Origin of the sequence: Bartonella sp. AA97HXZ (assembly GCF_042196985.1) — a bacterium.
In the GTDB taxonomy this organism is placed as follows: Bacteria; Pseudomonadota; Alphaproteobacteria; order Rhizobiales; family Rhizobiaceae; genus Bartonella.
Window position 1 is genome coordinate 82,523 of sequence record NZ_JBHIRC010000005.1, and the last position, 15,470, is coordinate 97,992.

Here is a 15,470-nt window from a genome sequence, read left to right on the forward strand (position 1 = left end):
TTGTTTATGAGAAAAGCGCTTGATCATTTATTTCTTGATAAAGGTAAGATAGGCAGGCGTTCGTCCTTCGCGTAAAGCTTTTGCTTCATAGCGGGTTCCGCTCCATAGTGGATAAGGGAGTTTCCAGTCTTGAGGGCTTTCTGCTTTCCATTCAAAGTGATCATGTTGTGCACAATGGTACAAAGTCCAGTTTACATAACTGTCTATATCGCTAGCAAAGCGCAAAAATTTCCCTATTTTAAGAACACGAGCAAAACGGTTAAGATTTTTTATGTTGATGAAGCGTCGTTTCCAGTGTTTCTTTTTCGGCCAAGGATCAGGATAGAAGAGGTCTATTCCATCAAGCGAGTTATCAGGGAGCCAATCAAGAAGGCGTGTAGCATCATCATTATAGAGGCGAAGACGATTTTGATGGTTTTGATGCTGTTCAAGAGACGATAATATTTTTGCCATGCCATTGATAAAGGGCTCGACGCCGATAAAACCGGTTTTTGGAAAATATTCCATTTCATGAAGTAAATGTTCACCTCCACCAAAACCGATTTCAAGTCGAATTTCTCTTACTTTGCTTGAAAATAAGGATGTAAGGTTTAAGGGAGGAGGGACATTTAAATCAATATTCAAACTGGGGAGAAGCATTTGTATACGTGTAAGCTGACTGTCTCGAAGTTGTTTTCCTTGTCGGCGTCCAAAAAATGCTTCACTCTTACGTATATTATGTTTAATCATGGGATTTGGATCATTGTTTGAAGCGTTTTCACGAGATCAGTTTTTTCCCATGAAAACGAACCATCGTGTTTTGGTTTACGACCAAAGTGACCATAGGCAGCTGTTTTCGCATAAATAGGTTTATTGAGGTCAAGATGTTTTCGAATGCCGGTAGGTGAAAGGTCCATTATTTTGCGGATGGCTTCTTCAATAACCTTTTCATCGACTTTTCCTGTTCCATGAAGATTAAGATAAATAGATAAAGGTTGTGCAATACCAATTGCATAGGAGAGTTGAATGGTGCATCTTTCTGCTAAATGAGCAGCAACAATATTCTTAGCCAGATAGCGTGCCGCATAGGCAGCAGAACGATCAACTTTTGTTGTATCTTTTCCTGAAAAAGCACCACCTCCATGGGGTGCTGCACCTCCGTAAGTATCCACAATAATTTTGCGTCCCGTTAATCCGGCATCGCTTTGAGGGCCTCCAATGACAAATTTTCCTGTTGGGTTAATATACCAACTGCATTGAGCTGCAATGGGAATGTCATGTAAAGCTTGGCGAATGTAAGGTTCAACCACTGTACGTACTTTATTGGAATCCCAGCTTTCATCAAGGTGCTGCGTTGAAAGAACAATGGATGTGACCTCTATCGGTTTTCCATTTTTATAACGTATGGTTATTTGGCTTTTAGCATCTGGTCCTAATTTTCCAGTTTCTCCCTCTCCTTTATGACGAGCTGCGGCAAGAAGTTTGAGAATTTTATGCGCATAATAAATTGGCGCAGGCATGAGATCAGGTGTTTCACGGCAAGCATATCCAAACATGATACCTTGATCACCCGCTCCTTCTTCACCATGCCGATCCGTAGCATTATCAACCCCTCTTGCTATATCAGCTGATTGTGGGCGCAAAAGAACATCAATTTTAACAGTTTTCCAATGGAAACCTGCTTGTTCATAGCCAATGGTACGAATAGCACGGCGCGCTGCTGTACGAAAACGTGTAGGATTAATGAGTGGAAAGCTAGTTTCATCATAGATGAATTCTTTATTTTTATCTTTTTTTAATAGCGTATCGGGAACACGTACTTCACCAGCGATAACAACACGGTTGACACTGACGAGAGTTTCACAGGCAACGCGTACTAACCATGGATCAGTACCAGTCTTTTCAGCTTCTTTATAGATCATATCAACGATTTCATCGGAAATACGATCACAAATTTTATCAGGATGTCCTTCCGATACCGATTCGCTCGTAAAAAGATAATCTTGATGCGGCATAGGAACTCCTTCAAAAAAGAAAACCAACGATTTAATCAATTGCTTACTAAAGCCGTCACCATTTGCTAATTCTACAGCAAATAGTCAATGCAAATGTATATGAATAAAAGAGAAAAGATATAATTTTAATTTATAATTTATTTGTCAAATCTTCCTCAGAAAGTGCTTTTGCCAAGTCAATAATTTTTCGACGCACTTTAGCATCAGATATATTTGTAAAAGCGCGCATGAGCTGAATCCCTTCGCTGCTAGAACAAAAGTCTATAAAATTGTGTTCACTTTCAGCAAAACCCTCTACTTGTTGGGAGGTAATACCTTTATCAAAAAAGTAAGAAACAGGAACATCCATAATTTCCGCTATCGCTTGAAGACGGCTGGCACCAATACGGTTTGTTCCTTTTTCATATTTTTGGATTTGCTGAAAAGTAATTCCTAATTTTTCACCTAGTTTCTCTTGAGTGAGTCCTAAAATATTACGACGTAAACGGATACGAGTTCCAACATAGATATCTATAGGGTCAGGTTTTTTTCTAGTTTCGGTCATAATGCAACTCTTTATTTCCAGCATTTTTCTTCTAAACCAACATCATATTTATGCGCAGTTGATTTATCATATAATTAAAACAATATGTAATATTTTTTCCCAATATCACTGGTACACGCAACACAATACCGTACAAAGGGCACTTGAATCATTTAAGCTGTTTTGTAAAACCAAAACCAATACGACACAATAGCATAAGGATGAATAAGATAAAAGTAGAGAAAGTTCTGTATTCATTGCTTCCTATAGGGGTAATGGATGATGGAACTTGTGAATCAATAATGCCCACAGCATTTTGTTGAAGAGCTACAACGATTCGTCCATAAGAATCAATAACAGCTGATATGCCATTATTGGCGGCCCGTATGAGGGGGATTCCCAGTTCAACGGCACGAAGCTGTGCTTGTTGAAGATGTTGATAGGGTCCAGGTGTTACACCAAACCATGCATCATTTGTAATATTAATAATTGCTTGAGGCGGGGAGCCTTTGAAAGTCATTTCATGGGGAAATATTGCTTCATAACAAATCAAGGGTAGATAAGAAAATCCGTTTGGCATTGTAACAATTTTGCGCACACTTGCAGCACTATATCCACCAATATTATCAGCAAGGGTACGCAATCCAATTTTTTCCAATAAACTCTGATAAGGAAGATACTCACCAAAAGGAACCAAATGAAGTTTATCGGAAGTATTTAAAATATTACCTTGAGCATTAATGACTGCAATTGTATTAAAATATTGTGTTTGGGAATGAGGTAGATCATTGCTGGCGCGTATTGCTCCAACAATAGCCCATTGTTTAGGTTTTAAAAGAGAGGCAATGCGCATTGTGATAGATGAATTATCATAGAGAAGGTAAGGAACGGAAGCTTCAGGCCATACGATAAAATCGGGTTCTGAATTTTGATCGGTTGTTGGCGTTGCACTTAGCTTCATATGTGCTTCCAACATAGATTCTCGTGTATTATCACGCAATTTTATATTTTGTTGGATGGACGGTTGAACAATGCGCACCCAAAAACTTCTTTTTTGATCTTCAGTTGTGTTTTCTATAGTATGGAGGCGATAAAATCCAAAACCACAGTGAATGAATATAAGTGATAAGCAAAGAGAAAGTGCCACTTTCTTTTTTTCATCCGTTAATAAAACAGTTGGCAAACTGTAGGCTAAGACAGCAAGAATATTCATTCCGTAAAGTCCTACGATTGCATCAGATTGCATGAACATTGGGGTTGGCATGGCTGTATAGCCAAGAGAATTCCATGGAAATCCTGTGAATAAAAACGCACGCAACCACTCGGATAATCCTAATGCAAAGGCTAAAACAAAAAAGCGTGCTATTCCTTTTGTCCATAATAAACCGACAATGAAACCAGAAAAAAACCAATAAACAGAAAGGTAGAGTGGAGGGAATAAAATGGCTAGTGGGACTGCCCAACCAAAAGAATCTGGATCTGTTAATAAAGCATTGCATAGCCACCAAAGGCCGCAAATAAAATAACTAAAACCAAAGGTTCCACAGCTTAAAGCGTAAGTAAAAAAATGTTTTTTATTGTTTTTGGTGGCCCGTATTGAGTCAAGTAAAACAATAAAGAGAGGGAAAGTTAAAAAGCAAAGAGGTGTTAAATAAAAGGGTGGAAGTGCAAAAGAAGTAAGAGCACCACACAGAAATATCCATGCTTGGCGCTTCCAGCCTGTAACAGAGAACAAAAAAACGATGAAATTGTTAAAAAACGTTGGACTATTCTTTAGGGATGGCATTGTTTTCAAGATTTTCATTTTTGGGAATGCGAAAAATGCGCAACCGTTTGATCCGGCGTTTATCAGCTTCTAAAATACGAAATCTATAGCCAGGTACAGCTTCGACAATTTCACCTTTGGCAGGAATGCGATCAAGAATGGAGACGATCAAACCACCAATAGTATCAACTTCATCACCATATTCTCCTACGATAAAATCAGGACCAAGAGCTTTCTCCACATCTTCTAGTTCAGTTCTTGCATCAACGAGCCATTTATTATTTGGTTCACGTACGATAGCATTTTCGACATTATCATGTTCATCTTCGATATCTCCAACGACTAACTCAACAATATCTTCCATTGAAACGAGACCATCTGTTCCTCCATGTTCATCAATAACTAAAGCCATTTGAGTTCGTGTAGTTTGCATCCGTGTTAATAATTTGCTTGCAAGCATAGAACTGGGAACAAAGAGAACTGTTCGGATCAAATCCAATTCACCGATTGGAGTATGCAAGTCTGTATGGTTTAATTGAAGCAAATCGGATTTTTGTTCGGTTTTTGTTGGGTTGATAATAAAGCGAGTGATGTAGTTAAGAATATCGCGGATATGGATCATGCCGCGCGGATCATCTAAAGTTTCAGCATAAACGGGGATACGAGAATGACCAATTTTTGCAAAACATTGAAGGGTTTCTCCAAGAGAGGTGTTTATTTCTAATGCTTCGATTTCAGAACGAGGTATCATAACATCATCCACGCGTGCTTCACGTAAGCGTAAAATGTTATGCAGCATAGTACGTTCTTCAGGTGAGAAGAGGGCGGTATCTTTTTCATTGTTAGTCGTGAGTGCAACGGTAAGATCATCGCGCAGTGACGTAGATGCACAATTTCGACCCCGTAAGAATGAAAACAAATGATTCATCAGGGAATATTTTTCTGTGTGATTCGTCTGCTGAGAGGGGTCTTTTTCATTATTAGAAGATGCTTGATTATTATTTTGTGCATTTATTTTGTTTGCCATGGTTTTGAAATCTTTTAGACTTTCTTTTTTATAATAGATAAATAAGAGGCTTTAAATGGTATGCTGGTAATATTGATTTTAAAAGTTAAATTTTATCATTGATAGACAATTATGCGTAAGGATCTTTTATGGAAAGCTTTTGAAGAATTTCTCTTTCGAGCTTTTCCATTTTATATGCTTCATCATCAGTTTCATGGTCATAACCAAGCAGATGCAAGATACCATGAACAATCATATGTATTAAATGGTCTTGAAATGTTTTTCCTTCTTTCTCTGCTTCGAAAACAACAGTTTCTCGGGCAATAATAATATCACCGAGCATGGGACCAGGTCGATTTCCAGCTTTAAGTGGAAAAGCAGGAAAGGATAATACATTAGTAGATTTGTTTTTGTTGCGCCATTGTGCATTGATTTGTGCCATATGTTCATCATCCGTAAAAAGCAGGCTAATCTCGCTTACAACATTTTCCAATGAAACATGATACATAGTTGCCATTAATGCTTTTTCAGTGATATTATAAAGCATTTTCTCATCATTCCACCCTGCGCTTTTAATCATTATATCAATAATAATCATGATGAATCAAATTCATTTTTTAATGCATCGCATGCGAATGATTTTTTTTTATTTTGTATTTCGGAATCAAGATCATAAGCACGAACGATAGCAGCAACAAGTGGATGGCGTACAACATCTTTTTCATCAAAATGCACAATTGCAATATTTTCTACATTTGAAAGAATGCGAATTGCTTCAATGAGACCTGATTTTTGCCCTGTAGGCAAATCAATTTGGCTCACGTCACCGGTAACGATCATACGCGTTCCTTCTCCAAGACGTGTGAGGAACATCTTCATTTGCATGGGCGTAGTATTTTGTGCCTCATCAAGAATAACAGCAGCATGGGCAAGTGTTCGTCCGCGCATAAAGGCGAGAGGAGCAATTTCTATGACACCAGAGGCTAAAATGCGTTCTATTTTTTCAGCGGGCATCATATCATAAAGAGCATCATAAAGTGGTCGTAAATATGGGTCGACTTTTTCTTTGAGATCACCGGGAAGAAAACCAAGATGTTCTCCAGCTTCAACAGCCGGACGTGAGAGAATAATTCGCTCAATGATACCACGTTCTAGAAGCATTGCAGCATGAGCAACAGCAAGATATGTTTTTCCTGTTCCTGCTGGTCCTACACCAAACACAAGTTCAGTATGCTCCATAGCACTTATGTAAGCGTCTTGTGTTGGAGTTCTTGCATGAATTATTTTTTTATGGGTACTCAACCGAGCTGGTATACGTTTCGTTGCAGATTTGTGTGTTATTGTGTCTTCTTTCTGCTTCTTTGGTATATTTGCCATAGCAATCGCTCCTTTTATATCTGATAAAGTGAGCTCTTGATGTGTTTTGGCACGTTCATAAAGCTGCTGCAATACATATTGCGCACGTTTTATAACAGAAACATTTCCACGGATTAAGACTTCATTACCACGCGGATGAATACTAAGTTCGAGTTTTTTTTCGATATAAGCGAGATTTTCGTCAAATTTACCAAAAACTGCTTTTGCATATTTATTATTTTCGAAAATCAAAACAACTTGGCTCACATCTGAAGCGCTTGTTTGTTTCAAGGTATCAGCCTTTTCAAGGGACGTATTTACTTTTTCTTTAATACGCTTTATTTTTTCGGTTGAAGCTTTCAGCCTATTCTCCATATCTACATAAATATTGCACATTTTGTTAAGTAAACTTTATAAAAGACAATTTTTACAAAAAGTGCACGCTTTAGATGTAATCATTTGCTTTTAAAATAAAAGAGTTTTCCAAAATATTTATTTTTGAACAAGGTATTAGAGGCATGTTTATCTATTTGTCACTTCACCAACAAAACTGTTTGAGCTTGCATTTTTAATATGAATTTCTATCACGCTACCTGTAGAGGCTTCTGTATCGACAACAACAGGTAAAAGCCAAGGGGAACGCCCTACCATTTGCCCTGAGTGACGTCCAGGTTTTTCGATGAGAACGTTCGTTTTTTGATCAATTTTAGAACGCAAAAACGCATTTTGTTGCTCAAGGAGAAGGGCTTGTAAATGTTGAAGTCGGGCATCTTTTACAGATTCATCAACATGATTTTTCATTGTGGCTCCCACTGTTCCAGGACGGGGGGAATATTTAAAAGAATAAGCTGAACTGTACTGTACTTGTTGAATAAGTTTAATGGTTTCTTCAAAGTCTTCATCTGTTTCTCCTGGAAACCCTACAATAAAATCGCCTGAAAAGGCAATATCTGGCCGTACGGTTCGAATTTTTTCGATAAGATGAAGATAATGAGAGCTTTTGTGTTGTCTGTTCATGGCTTTTAAGATGCGATCTGAACCTGATTGAACAGGAAGATGGAGGTAAGGCATTAACATATCAAGATCTCGATGCGCGGCAATAAGGCTATCATCCATATCACGTGGGTGGCTGGTTGTGTAACGCAAACGCTTTAAACCATCGAGTTTTGCGAGATGATAAAGAAGATCACCAAGACGCCAAGTTTTGCCATCAGCACTTTGTCCATGCCAACCATTGACATTTTGTCCAAGCAGCGTAATTTCTTTGACACCCGCTTCGATGAGTTGAAGGGCTTCCTCGGTAATTTGCTCGACAGACCGTGATATTTCAGCACCGCGTGTGTAAGGAACAACACAAAAAGTGCAAAATTTATCGCAACCTTCCTGTACTGTTAAAAATGCGCTAACACCTCGTTTTCTTACTGCATGTTTATTATGGGGCGGCAAATGAGCAAATTTATCTTCAACAGCATAGTCTGTTTCGATAATTTTTTTCCCTTGTTTGGCTTTTTCTAACAATTCTGGCAAGCGATGATACATTTGCGGACCAATAACAAGATCCACTGTTGGAGCACGGCGCAAGATTTCACTTCCCTCAGCTTGTGCAACACAACCTGTTACACCAACCATCAGGGGTTTATCAGGTGTGCGCTCTTGACGCATAACGCGCAAACGACCAAGATCAGAATAAAGTTTTTCTGCTGCTTTTTCACGAATATGACAGGTATTAACAAGAATAAGATCGGCATCATTGGGAATTTGTGTTGTCACATAGCCTTGCGAACTGAGGCTATCAGTCATCCGTTGGCTATCATAAACGTTCATTTGACATCCATAGGTTTTGATAAAAACCTTTTTAGGAGCAACAGGAGGCGTATTTTTAGGATTTACTTTATTCATAGCGCATGTGTAAATGTTTTTTACACAAATCTCAATCTATTTGCTTAAAAGTTTTTTGCATGATAATTGCATCACCACGACCATTTTTTGACGCGTAGTAGGCAAGACGTTCAGAAATTTTTTGAAATTCAAAGCGTTGATAAAGGTTCAAAGCAGAAAGATTTGTGGCTTCTACTTCCAAGAATAATTTTATGGCGCCCTTGTCGTGAAGATGGTGAACTGTACGATCGATAAGAAAGGTACCAATTCCTTTTTGACGATAATGAGGATGAACAGCAATTGTGATGATTTCTGCTTCATCAAGGATGAGACGGCATAGGCAAAAGCCTAAAATTTGATCAGAGTGATCAATGAGAAAAGCTTTGTATCCGAAGATAGAGTGATCTGTTAAGAAATTATCAAAAGCTTGTTTTTCCCAAGAAGGGGTAAAACAATGCTGATGAATTTGATGAAGAGAAGCACTATCATTAACTTGTAGCGGAGCAATTCCAAAATTCTTTTTTGTCAATGAAAATTTGGGCATTATTTTTTTTGTGGTAAAGCAAAATTGGTTTGTTGTTTTGCATCAGCGCTGCGTAGATAGAGTGGGCGAGGTGAATTTTTTGATTGTTTGTTTGCAGCAAGATAAGCATAGTTTACAATATCGGCCGCTTCGCAGGGGATTTTTTCTAGGACAATTTTTTCGTATATTTTATGGTTTTTAATATGCTCCACAACGACATCAGCAGCTGGGCCAGTCAGTCGGGTTTTTTTGGGCAAATCTTCGAGGATATTTTCAATTGTTTTTAATCCCGGCTCTCCCAAAGGTGTGAGATCATTATGAAAATTTTGATGGTAGAACATCCCTCTCCCTGCTTCAATGACAACAGTAATTGCCGATGCTGTACTTTTATTGTTTATGACTTGTGCTGCTAACGCTTCAAGAGCACTCACTCCAACAGCAGGTATTTCAAGTGCTAATGCCAAAGCGCGCGCTGTTGCAACACCGACACGTACACCAGTAAATGATCCAGGTCCAATATTGACAGCAATACGCTCAACTTGATCAAGCGTCATATTGGCTTGTTTCATTATTTGTGTAATCTGCCCAATAAGTTTTTCAGCATGTCCTTTGTTCATGCGCTCATTGATACGCGCAATAACAGATTTATGACGAATAAGCGCAACAGCACAATAAATTGAAGCAGTATCTATAGCAAGGATAAGCATAAAAATATTTTAGTTGAATAAAACGATAAATAAAAGTCCTGCTGTATTTTTAATCTTTTCATTATCGTATATTTCATTTGTAAGAAAGTTACTAGTGCCAATAAGCAACAATATCTTTTTATGGGATAGAACGAGATGTTGATTTAATCCTTATTTTTATCACTTTTTGAATGAGTATCTTGAGTATTGTAAGATTCTCTTATTTTAAATCTACTTATGGTGAAACAATTAAAGTTATTAGCTTGTATATTACAAGCGGAGTTAGCGTATGAATCAAAACTGTTGAAGAAAAGAATAAAAACTCCTTTCACGAATCGTTTAAATGTAAGGATTGTCACAACTTTTAAGCTATCAAATAGTACGATGATGCCACTTGTATTACATAGTAAGTAAAAGTAATTTAAAAGAGGAAAAGTTATGACCCCACATTTTTTCCAAATAAGAATATATTTTATCCGTCTTTATATAAAAACCTCAGCGTAATGAGAGCAGATGAAAGAAATGGCATTGTTTTGCATGAGTTACGTATTTCGATACTACCCCGTTGCAAATCATTATGGACTGAAAAGCAAATTTAACAGTTTTCACTTAAATATCAGCTCTTTCAATTTTTTGTATAGAATAATGAGCAGTATTTTAGAATTTTTTCTGGTTTATGAAAGAACTGATTTTAATAATAAGGAGGACTTTGGGTTGATTGCATACTACGTTGAAAAAATAATAATCAATGTACATTTAAAATGTTATATGATTTAAATCATTCAATTGTATCATGATAAGGCTACAAATACCGAGAATAATTATGGAGCAGGTTGAAGCCAAAATGACGCGCCATCCTGCTTTTTTTAGTGATCGGATATCAACACCTAATCCTAGTGCAGCCATTGAGATAACAGTAAACAATTGGGCAATAAATTTGATGGGATTGATAGCCTTTTCAGGGATAAGACCACTTGAGCGAACAAGCATCATGATAATAAAGCCAATGATAAACCATGGGACGAGGGTATGTAAACGCAAGCGTGTTTGTGCTGATCGGCGATAAATGATTGATAGAGTAAAAATAACAGGGCCTAACATGAGAACCCGTACTAATTTGACAATTGTTGCAATTTGAACACTTAGAAAAGAGACAGATGCTGTTGCTGCTAAAACCTGTGGTACAGCATACACAACCATGCCAGCAAGCACACCATATTGGCTAAATGACAAATTCAGAGATGGATGTAAAAAGGGTAGAAATAAAATAATAAGAATTCCTAAAAGAGCAGTGAAGGCAATTGACGCGGCTACATCGTCATGTTTTGCTTTTATGACAGGTGCAACGGCGACAATAGCTGAATTGCCACAAATAGCATTCCCACAAGCGACCAGCATTGCTAAATGTGTAGAAAGCCCGAAAAGTCGGCCGATGGCAAAGCTCAGGATAATCGTTACGAATATCACGAAAATGATACTAGCAAGCAAATTCCAACCAGCTGAAAGGACTGCGTTAATGCTAATGCTTGCTCCTAGAAGAACGATAGCAATTTCGAGAAGTGTTTTTGCACAAAAGGTGATACCTTTTTGAAAATATGTTGGCAAAGGAAAACAACTACGGATAATCGATCCTAAAAGAATTGCCAAAACAAGGCTTTCAAGCCATGCTTGTCCAAAAAGCTGTTTTTCTACGACTTCTAAGCCATAAGCTAAGGCTGATATGAGTAAACATACTAGAATACCAGGACCAAAGTCGTTTAAAAGTGAGAGTTTTTTCTTTATCACTTGAATATTTTCCCTATACAAAGAAATAATAGTAAATAAAACGAGATAACAAGTAAGAGAAAGAAATTTTTAAAGATTTGTTCTTGCTTGTACAGCTGCTGCTAAAGTTCCGTCATCAAGATAATCAAGCTCGCCTCCTACAGGAACACCATGAGCAAGTCGCGTAATTTTAACTGGAAAATGGGAAAGCTGATCGGTGATATAGTGAGCAGTTGTTTGACCTTCGACAGTCGCATTGACAGCAAGAATAATTTCCGTAATAGGGTTTTGTACAACACGCTGTATTAAGGTGGCAATGTTGAGTTCGTCAGGACCTATTCCATCTAAGGGGGAGAGTCGTCCACCCAACACATGGTAACGTGCGGCTAAAGTTTTTGCGCGTTCAAGAGCCCACAGATCAGCAATATCCTCAACAACGATGATTGTTGTATCATCGCGGCGCAAATCTGTACAAATTGAACAAGGATCAATGGTATCGACATTTCCACAAACAGAACAAATGCCGACTTTTTCTATAGCTACTTGTATAGCTGCTCCTAAAGGTTCTAGCAATGTCTCTTTTTTTTTGATAAGATGAAGCGCAGCACGACGCGCTGAACGTGGACCAAGACCTGGTAACCGTGATAAAATCTGAATGAGACGTTCAATCTCAGGTCCTGCAATGTATTTAGACATATTTTTGTCCCACGGGAAAAATCCGTTTCATTAAAATGGAAGCTTGAAACCTGATGGGAGTGGTAGCCCTGCCGTCATACTTTTGGTTTTTTCTTCTATTGCGACTTCGATTTTTGTTCTTGCTTCATTATAAGCTGCCATAATGAGATCTTCAAGAATTTCAGCTTCCTCAGGTTTGAGTAATGAAGGATCAATTTGAATTGCTGTTATAATATTTTTGCCATTTAAAGTGATATGGACGAGACCACCCCCTGCAGTGCCCACAGCTTGCAGATTAGCTATTTCTTCTTGAATCTTCTGCATTTTTTCTTGCATTTCTTTGGCTTTTTTCATCATGCTCATCATTTCACGCATAGGAATAGGTATCCTTATTCATCATTGATATCATTTTTATTTTTAAAAATATCAGCATTTTTAAAGGTATTGGGGAGTAAATCAAGATCATTTTCTTCTTTATTAAGTCGAATATCGACAATTTTTGCTTCTGGGAAATGATTGAGGATTTTCGCGATATCAGGATCTGTTTCTGCATTGGAAAAAAGAGTCTTTTGAATCGCTATACTTTCCTCCTGTAAGGTTGGGCCACCTCCTTCATTAACAAAAGTTATTGTCCAGCGTTTTTCAGTCCATTGAGATATCTTTTTTTCTATATCATGAGCAAGAAATTGTGGGGTATTTTCAGAAAGTCTCAAGGTAATATGCCCAGCTTCAAAAGAAACAGGATGAACAAATTCTTTAACAAGGAGTTTGAAAGGAACGTCATTATGCTGTTCGGCTAATTGAACAATATCATGCAAAGAATTAATCACGAGAGTTTTAGGTTCAGTAATCTTTTCTGTTTTTTGCATGACAGAATACGATGAATTTGCAATCTTTTCAGAAAGATCAGTAGATTGAGAAGTTTCTAGAATTTCTGTTACTTCTTGAGCGCTGATTTTGTCATGGTTTTGATTTTTAACTAAATTTTCTAGTTGTAAGGAATGATCTAATTGGTTTTTCAAAGATGTTTTTAAATCTGATTGATCGGCTAATGTATTTGAAACGCTCGAGGAAGCATGGGCTCCGACCATTGTTTCTTTTGTTATATTATTTGCATTTGTAGATTCTTGATGAGAAGAGTTTTGAACCAGTGTGAGAGGCGTTTTTTCTTGCGTAAGCTTTTTTAAAGCCTCATCAAGAGTTGGTAAGTCAGCCGTGTGAGCAAGACGAATTAAAAGCATTTCAGCGGCTTGAAGAGGACGTGCAGTTTGATTAACTTCCTGTAAACCTTTGAGTAACATTTGCCAGTTTCGGGATAAAACAGGAACGGAAAGTTTTTTTGAAAAGTCTAAACTTCTTAAACGTTGTTCTTCAGTCAGAGAAAAATCTTCCACTATTTCTGGTGTAAAACGTAAACGTGTGACCAGATGATTAAAATCGGCTAGTTCTGTCAATATAGTAAGAGGATCAGCACCTGCTTCATACTGACTGCGTAATTCATGTAACGCATTGACAACATCGCCCCTCATGATAAATTCAAAAAGATCAATAATACGTGCTTGATCCGCTAATCCTAACATTGTACGCACCGCAATAGCATTAACATTGCCATTGCTATGGGCGATTGCTTGATCAAAAATGGATAATGCATCACGTGCAGATCCTTCTGCAGCACGGGCAATCATAGAAAGTGCTTGATCTTCTACTTCTACCTTTTCATATTTCGCAATTTGACGCAAATGTGCACTCAAAGCTTTTGAGTCAATACGTCGTAAATCAAAACGTTGGCAACGCGAAAGAATTGTAATAGGAACTTTGCGAATTTCTGTTGTGGCAAAAATAAATTTCACATGGGAAGGTGGTTCTTCAAGAGTTTTCAATAAACCATTAAAGGCTTGTGTTGAGAGCATATGTACTTCATCGATAATATAAACCTTATAGCGTGCAGAAACAGGACGATAGCGTATTTGTTCAATAATTTCACGAATATCATCAATGCCCGTATGAGAAGCGGCATCCATTTCTATAACATCAATATGGCGTCCTTCGATAATTTGTGTGCAATGTTCACCAAGAGAGTCCAATACAGTTGTTGGTTGGTCAATATCTTTTGTTTTATAATTAAGTGCACGTGCCAAAATACGTGCTGTTGTGGTTTTACCTACGCCACGAATCCCTGTTAACATCCACGCTTGTGCAATACGACCTTTTTCAAAGGCGTTGGTGAGAGTACGCACCATAGCTTCCTGACCAATGAGGTCAGAGAAGTTTTGGGGTCGATATTTACGAGCAAGAACACGATAGGCTGTTTCTACCGGTAAATTTTCCATGAGTATTTCCAACTTCGAAGTTCTTTATGCGTACATTTTGATAATACAAAAGCATAGATCAATACTGTAGTCTCATATAAAAGGATTTTTTCTTAATCAAATTATTTATGGGACAATTTGTTTAAAAATAACAAAACCCCTTTATTTACTGCATACAAATGCTGCTCTGAAGATTAAAAATACCTCGCTAAAAGACAGCATAAAAAATAATTTTTTCAGCAAAATAGGAGGTTGGAACGATGACCCGTACCAGAACTCGTTGGGGCTGCTTCTTTCCAGACCTGACCCAGTTGGCGAGTAGTTCGTCCACCACCAACCTCCCAAGCTCATATTGTCGATTTGGAATGAAAAATCAAGATCAGAAACGAAAAATATCCTAAGAACGACGAAGAATTTTCCTTTGCATTTAATTTATTGATATATAAACAACAAAGAGATTGTGGATTTACCAGTTTTTATAGCAGTAGCTCTGCATATTTATTTGGTATGAAAATATTTTTTCGCTTAAGATAGTCTGAATGTATAATTATCTCATTCGCTGAAACATGTAAGAGTTTTAGGATAGATACATCTGTTCTAAAACTACGAAATTGGATCATCAAAAATTTACAACAGTTAAAGAAGCAAATAAAGTATATAGATCATGTAATTGGCTAACATGCGAAAGTTAGGGGGAAGAGTGCTATTTAAATAATTATAAAATATTGCTTTAATGATGTTGCTCCTCTATACAAAACAGAACATCCCAAACAGAATACATTTAATGTTATACATTCACAGGTTTTTTAAAGAGCGATTGCTCAATACTCTTAACTATATTTCAAACGCCACTCATAAATAGTATACATGCTTCCCTTGAGTTATAAATCTATTGTTGCGCTACCCTCTTTATGCTTAATACAAAGTATAAATTTTAGCCCTCATACTACTTAACAACTCCCAATGTTGCGATCCCTTGCACTTGAGAGGC

14 protein-coding genes and 1 other RNA gene are annotated in these 15,470 nt (G+C 37.5%); all 15 read right to left on the bottom strand.

The annotated features are described in order from the left end of the window. Positions 1 to 27: 27 nt before the first annotated feature. The 15 genes from ACFINE_RS04430 to ffs all read right to left on the bottom strand — a co-directional run bounded on the left by ACFINE_RS04430 (position 28) and on the right by ffs (position 14,821). Positions 28 to 729, bottom strand: a complete 702-nt coding sequence (locus tag ACFINE_RS04430; RefSeq protein WP_375611812.1) for a tRNA (guanine(46)-N(7))-methyltransferase TrmB — start codon at positions 727 to 729, stop codon at positions 28 to 30. Beyond that, complete coding sequence (metK, locus tag ACFINE_RS04435; RefSeq protein ID WP_375613312.1) at positions 726 to 1,994, bottom strand: methionine adenosyltransferase; 1,269 nt, start codon at positions 1,992 to 1,994, stop codon at positions 726 to 728. Before metK ends, ACFINE_RS04430 begins: the two co-directional genes overlap by 4 nt. 130 nt (positions 1,995 to 2,124) lie before the next feature. After that, positions 2,125 to 2,538, bottom strand: a complete 414-nt coding sequence (locus ACFINE_RS04440; RefSeq protein WP_375611810.1) for a helix-turn-helix domain-containing protein — start codon at positions 2,536 to 2,538, stop codon at positions 2,125 to 2,127. A 148-nt stretch (positions 2,539 to 2,686) separates the two neighbouring features. Beyond that, on the bottom strand, positions 2,687 to 4,321 hold the full coding sequence (lnt, locus tag ACFINE_RS04445; RefSeq protein WP_375621195.1) for an apolipoprotein N-acyltransferase: 1,635 nt from the start codon (positions 4,319 to 4,321) through the stop codon (positions 2,687 to 2,689). Beyond that, positions 4,284 to 5,309 carry a hemolysin family protein gene (locus ACFINE_RS04450; protein ID WP_375621196.1) on the bottom strand — a complete coding sequence of 342 codons (1,026 nt, stop codon included), beginning with the start codon at positions 5,307 to 5,309 and terminating at the stop codon, positions 4,284 to 4,286. Before ACFINE_RS04450 ends, lnt begins: the two co-directional genes overlap by 38 nt. 109 nt (positions 5,310 to 5,418) lie before the next feature. After that, the gene (gene ybeY / locus ACFINE_RS04455) at positions 5,419 to 5,886 is read right to left on the bottom strand and encodes an rRNA maturation RNase YbeY (RefSeq protein ID WP_375621197.1); all 468 of its coding nucleotides are present in this window, start codon (positions 5,884 to 5,886) and stop codon (positions 5,419 to 5,421) included. Then, the gene (locus ACFINE_RS04460) at positions 5,883 to 7,007 is read right to left on the bottom strand and encodes a PhoH family protein (RefSeq protein WP_375621222.1); all 1,125 of its coding nucleotides are present in this window, start codon (positions 7,005 to 7,007) and stop codon (positions 5,883 to 5,885) included. Before ACFINE_RS04460 ends, ybeY begins: the two co-directional genes overlap by 4 nt. Positions 7,008 to 7,166: 159 nt before the next feature. After that, positions 7,167 to 8,543 carry a tRNA (N6-isopentenyl adenosine(37)-C2)-methylthiotransferase MiaB gene (gene miaB / locus ACFINE_RS04465; RefSeq protein ID WP_375621198.1) on the bottom strand — a complete coding sequence of 459 codons (1,377 nt, stop codon included), beginning with the start codon at positions 8,541 to 8,543 and terminating at the stop codon, positions 7,167 to 7,169. A gap of 31 nt (positions 8,544 to 8,574) precedes the next feature. Further along, positions 8,575 to 9,066: a ribosomal protein S18-alanine N-acetyltransferase gene (gene rimI, locus ACFINE_RS04470; protein ID WP_375611805.1), complete on the bottom strand. Its 492-nt coding sequence runs from the start codon at positions 9,064 to 9,066 to the stop codon at positions 8,575 to 8,577. Beyond that, positions 9,066 to 9,752 carry a tRNA (adenosine(37)-N6)-threonylcarbamoyltransferase complex dimerization subunit type 1 TsaB gene (tsaB, locus tag ACFINE_RS04475; RefSeq protein ID WP_375621199.1) on the bottom strand — a complete coding sequence of 229 codons (687 nt, stop codon included), beginning with the start codon at positions 9,750 to 9,752 and terminating at the stop codon, positions 9,066 to 9,068. Before tsaB ends, rimI begins: the two co-directional genes overlap by 1 nt. 735 nt (positions 9,753 to 10,487) lie before the next feature. Next, positions 10,488 to 11,516, bottom strand: coding sequence for a YeiH family protein (locus ACFINE_RS04480; RefSeq protein ID WP_375621200.1), 1,029 nt, complete (start codon positions 11,514 to 11,516; stop codon positions 10,488 to 10,490). A 69-nt stretch (positions 11,517 to 11,585) separates the two neighbouring features. Further along, positions 11,586 to 12,191 (bottom strand): recombination mediator RecR, encoded by a 606-nt coding sequence (gene recR, locus ACFINE_RS04485; RefSeq protein WP_375621201.1) that lies wholly within the window; start codon positions 12,189 to 12,191, stop codon positions 11,586 to 11,588. Between the two features lie 30 nt (positions 12,192 to 12,221). Beyond that, complete coding sequence (locus ACFINE_RS04490) at positions 12,222 to 12,545, bottom strand: YbaB/EbfC family nucleoid-associated protein (RefSeq protein WP_375621202.1); 324 nt, start codon at positions 12,543 to 12,545, stop codon at positions 12,222 to 12,224. Between the two features lie 14 nt (positions 12,546 to 12,559). Next, positions 12,560 to 14,500, bottom strand: a complete 1,941-nt coding sequence (locus ACFINE_RS04495; protein ID WP_375621203.1) for a DNA polymerase III subunit gamma/tau — start codon at positions 14,498 to 14,500, stop codon at positions 12,560 to 12,562. A 223-nt stretch (positions 14,501 to 14,723) separates the two neighbouring features. Next, positions 14,724 to 14,821: signal recognition particle sRNA small type (gene ffs, locus ACFINE_RS04500), an RNA gene on the bottom strand. Between the last annotated feature and the right edge of the window lie 649 nt (positions 14,822 to 15,470).

Bases quoted from the DNA above. Each gene is read 5' to 3' on its own strand.
- rimI (WP_375611805.1), bottom strand. From the start codon at position 9,066: ATGCCCAAATTTTCATTGACAAAAAAGAATTTTGGAATTGCTCCGCTA.
- tsaB (WP_375621199.1), bottom strand. From the start codon at position 9,752: ATGCTTATCCTTGCTATAGATACTGCTTCAATTTATTGTGCTGTTGCG.
- recR (WP_375621201.1), bottom strand. From the start codon at position 12,191: ATGTCTAAATACATTGCAGGACCTGAGATTGAACGTCTCATTCAGATT.
- ACFINE_RS04450 (WP_375621196.1), bottom strand. From the start codon at position 5,309: ATGGCAAACAAAATAAATGCACAAAATAATAATCAAGCATCTTCTAAT.
- ACFINE_RS04495 (WP_375621203.1), bottom strand. From the start codon at position 14,500: ATGGAAAATTTACCGGTAGAAACAGCCTATCGTGTTCTTGCTCGTAAA.
- ACFINE_RS04440 (WP_375611810.1), bottom strand. From the start codon at position 2,538: ATGACCGAAACTAGAAAAAAACCTGACCCTATAGATATCTATGTTGGA.
- metK (WP_375613312.1), bottom strand. From the start codon at position 1,994: ATGCCGCATCAAGATTATCTTTTTACGAGCGAATCGGTATCGGAAGGA.
- ybeY (WP_375621197.1), bottom strand. From the start codon at position 5,886: ATGATTATTATTGATATAATGATTAAAAGCGCAGGGTGGAATGATGAG.
- ACFINE_RS04430 (WP_375611812.1), bottom strand. From the start codon at position 729: ATGATTAAACATAATATACGTAAGAGTGAAGCATTTTTTGGACGCCGA.
- lnt (WP_375621195.1), bottom strand. From the start codon at position 4,321: ATGAAAATCTTGAAAACAATGCCATCCCTAAAGAATAGTCCAACGTTT.
- miaB (WP_375621198.1), bottom strand. From the start codon at position 8,543: ATGAATAAAGTAAATCCTAAAAATACGCCTCCTGTTGCTCCTAAAAAG.
- ACFINE_RS04490 (WP_375621202.1), bottom strand. From the start codon at position 12,545: ATGCGTGAAATGATGAGCATGATGAAAAAAGCCAAAGAAATGCAAGAA.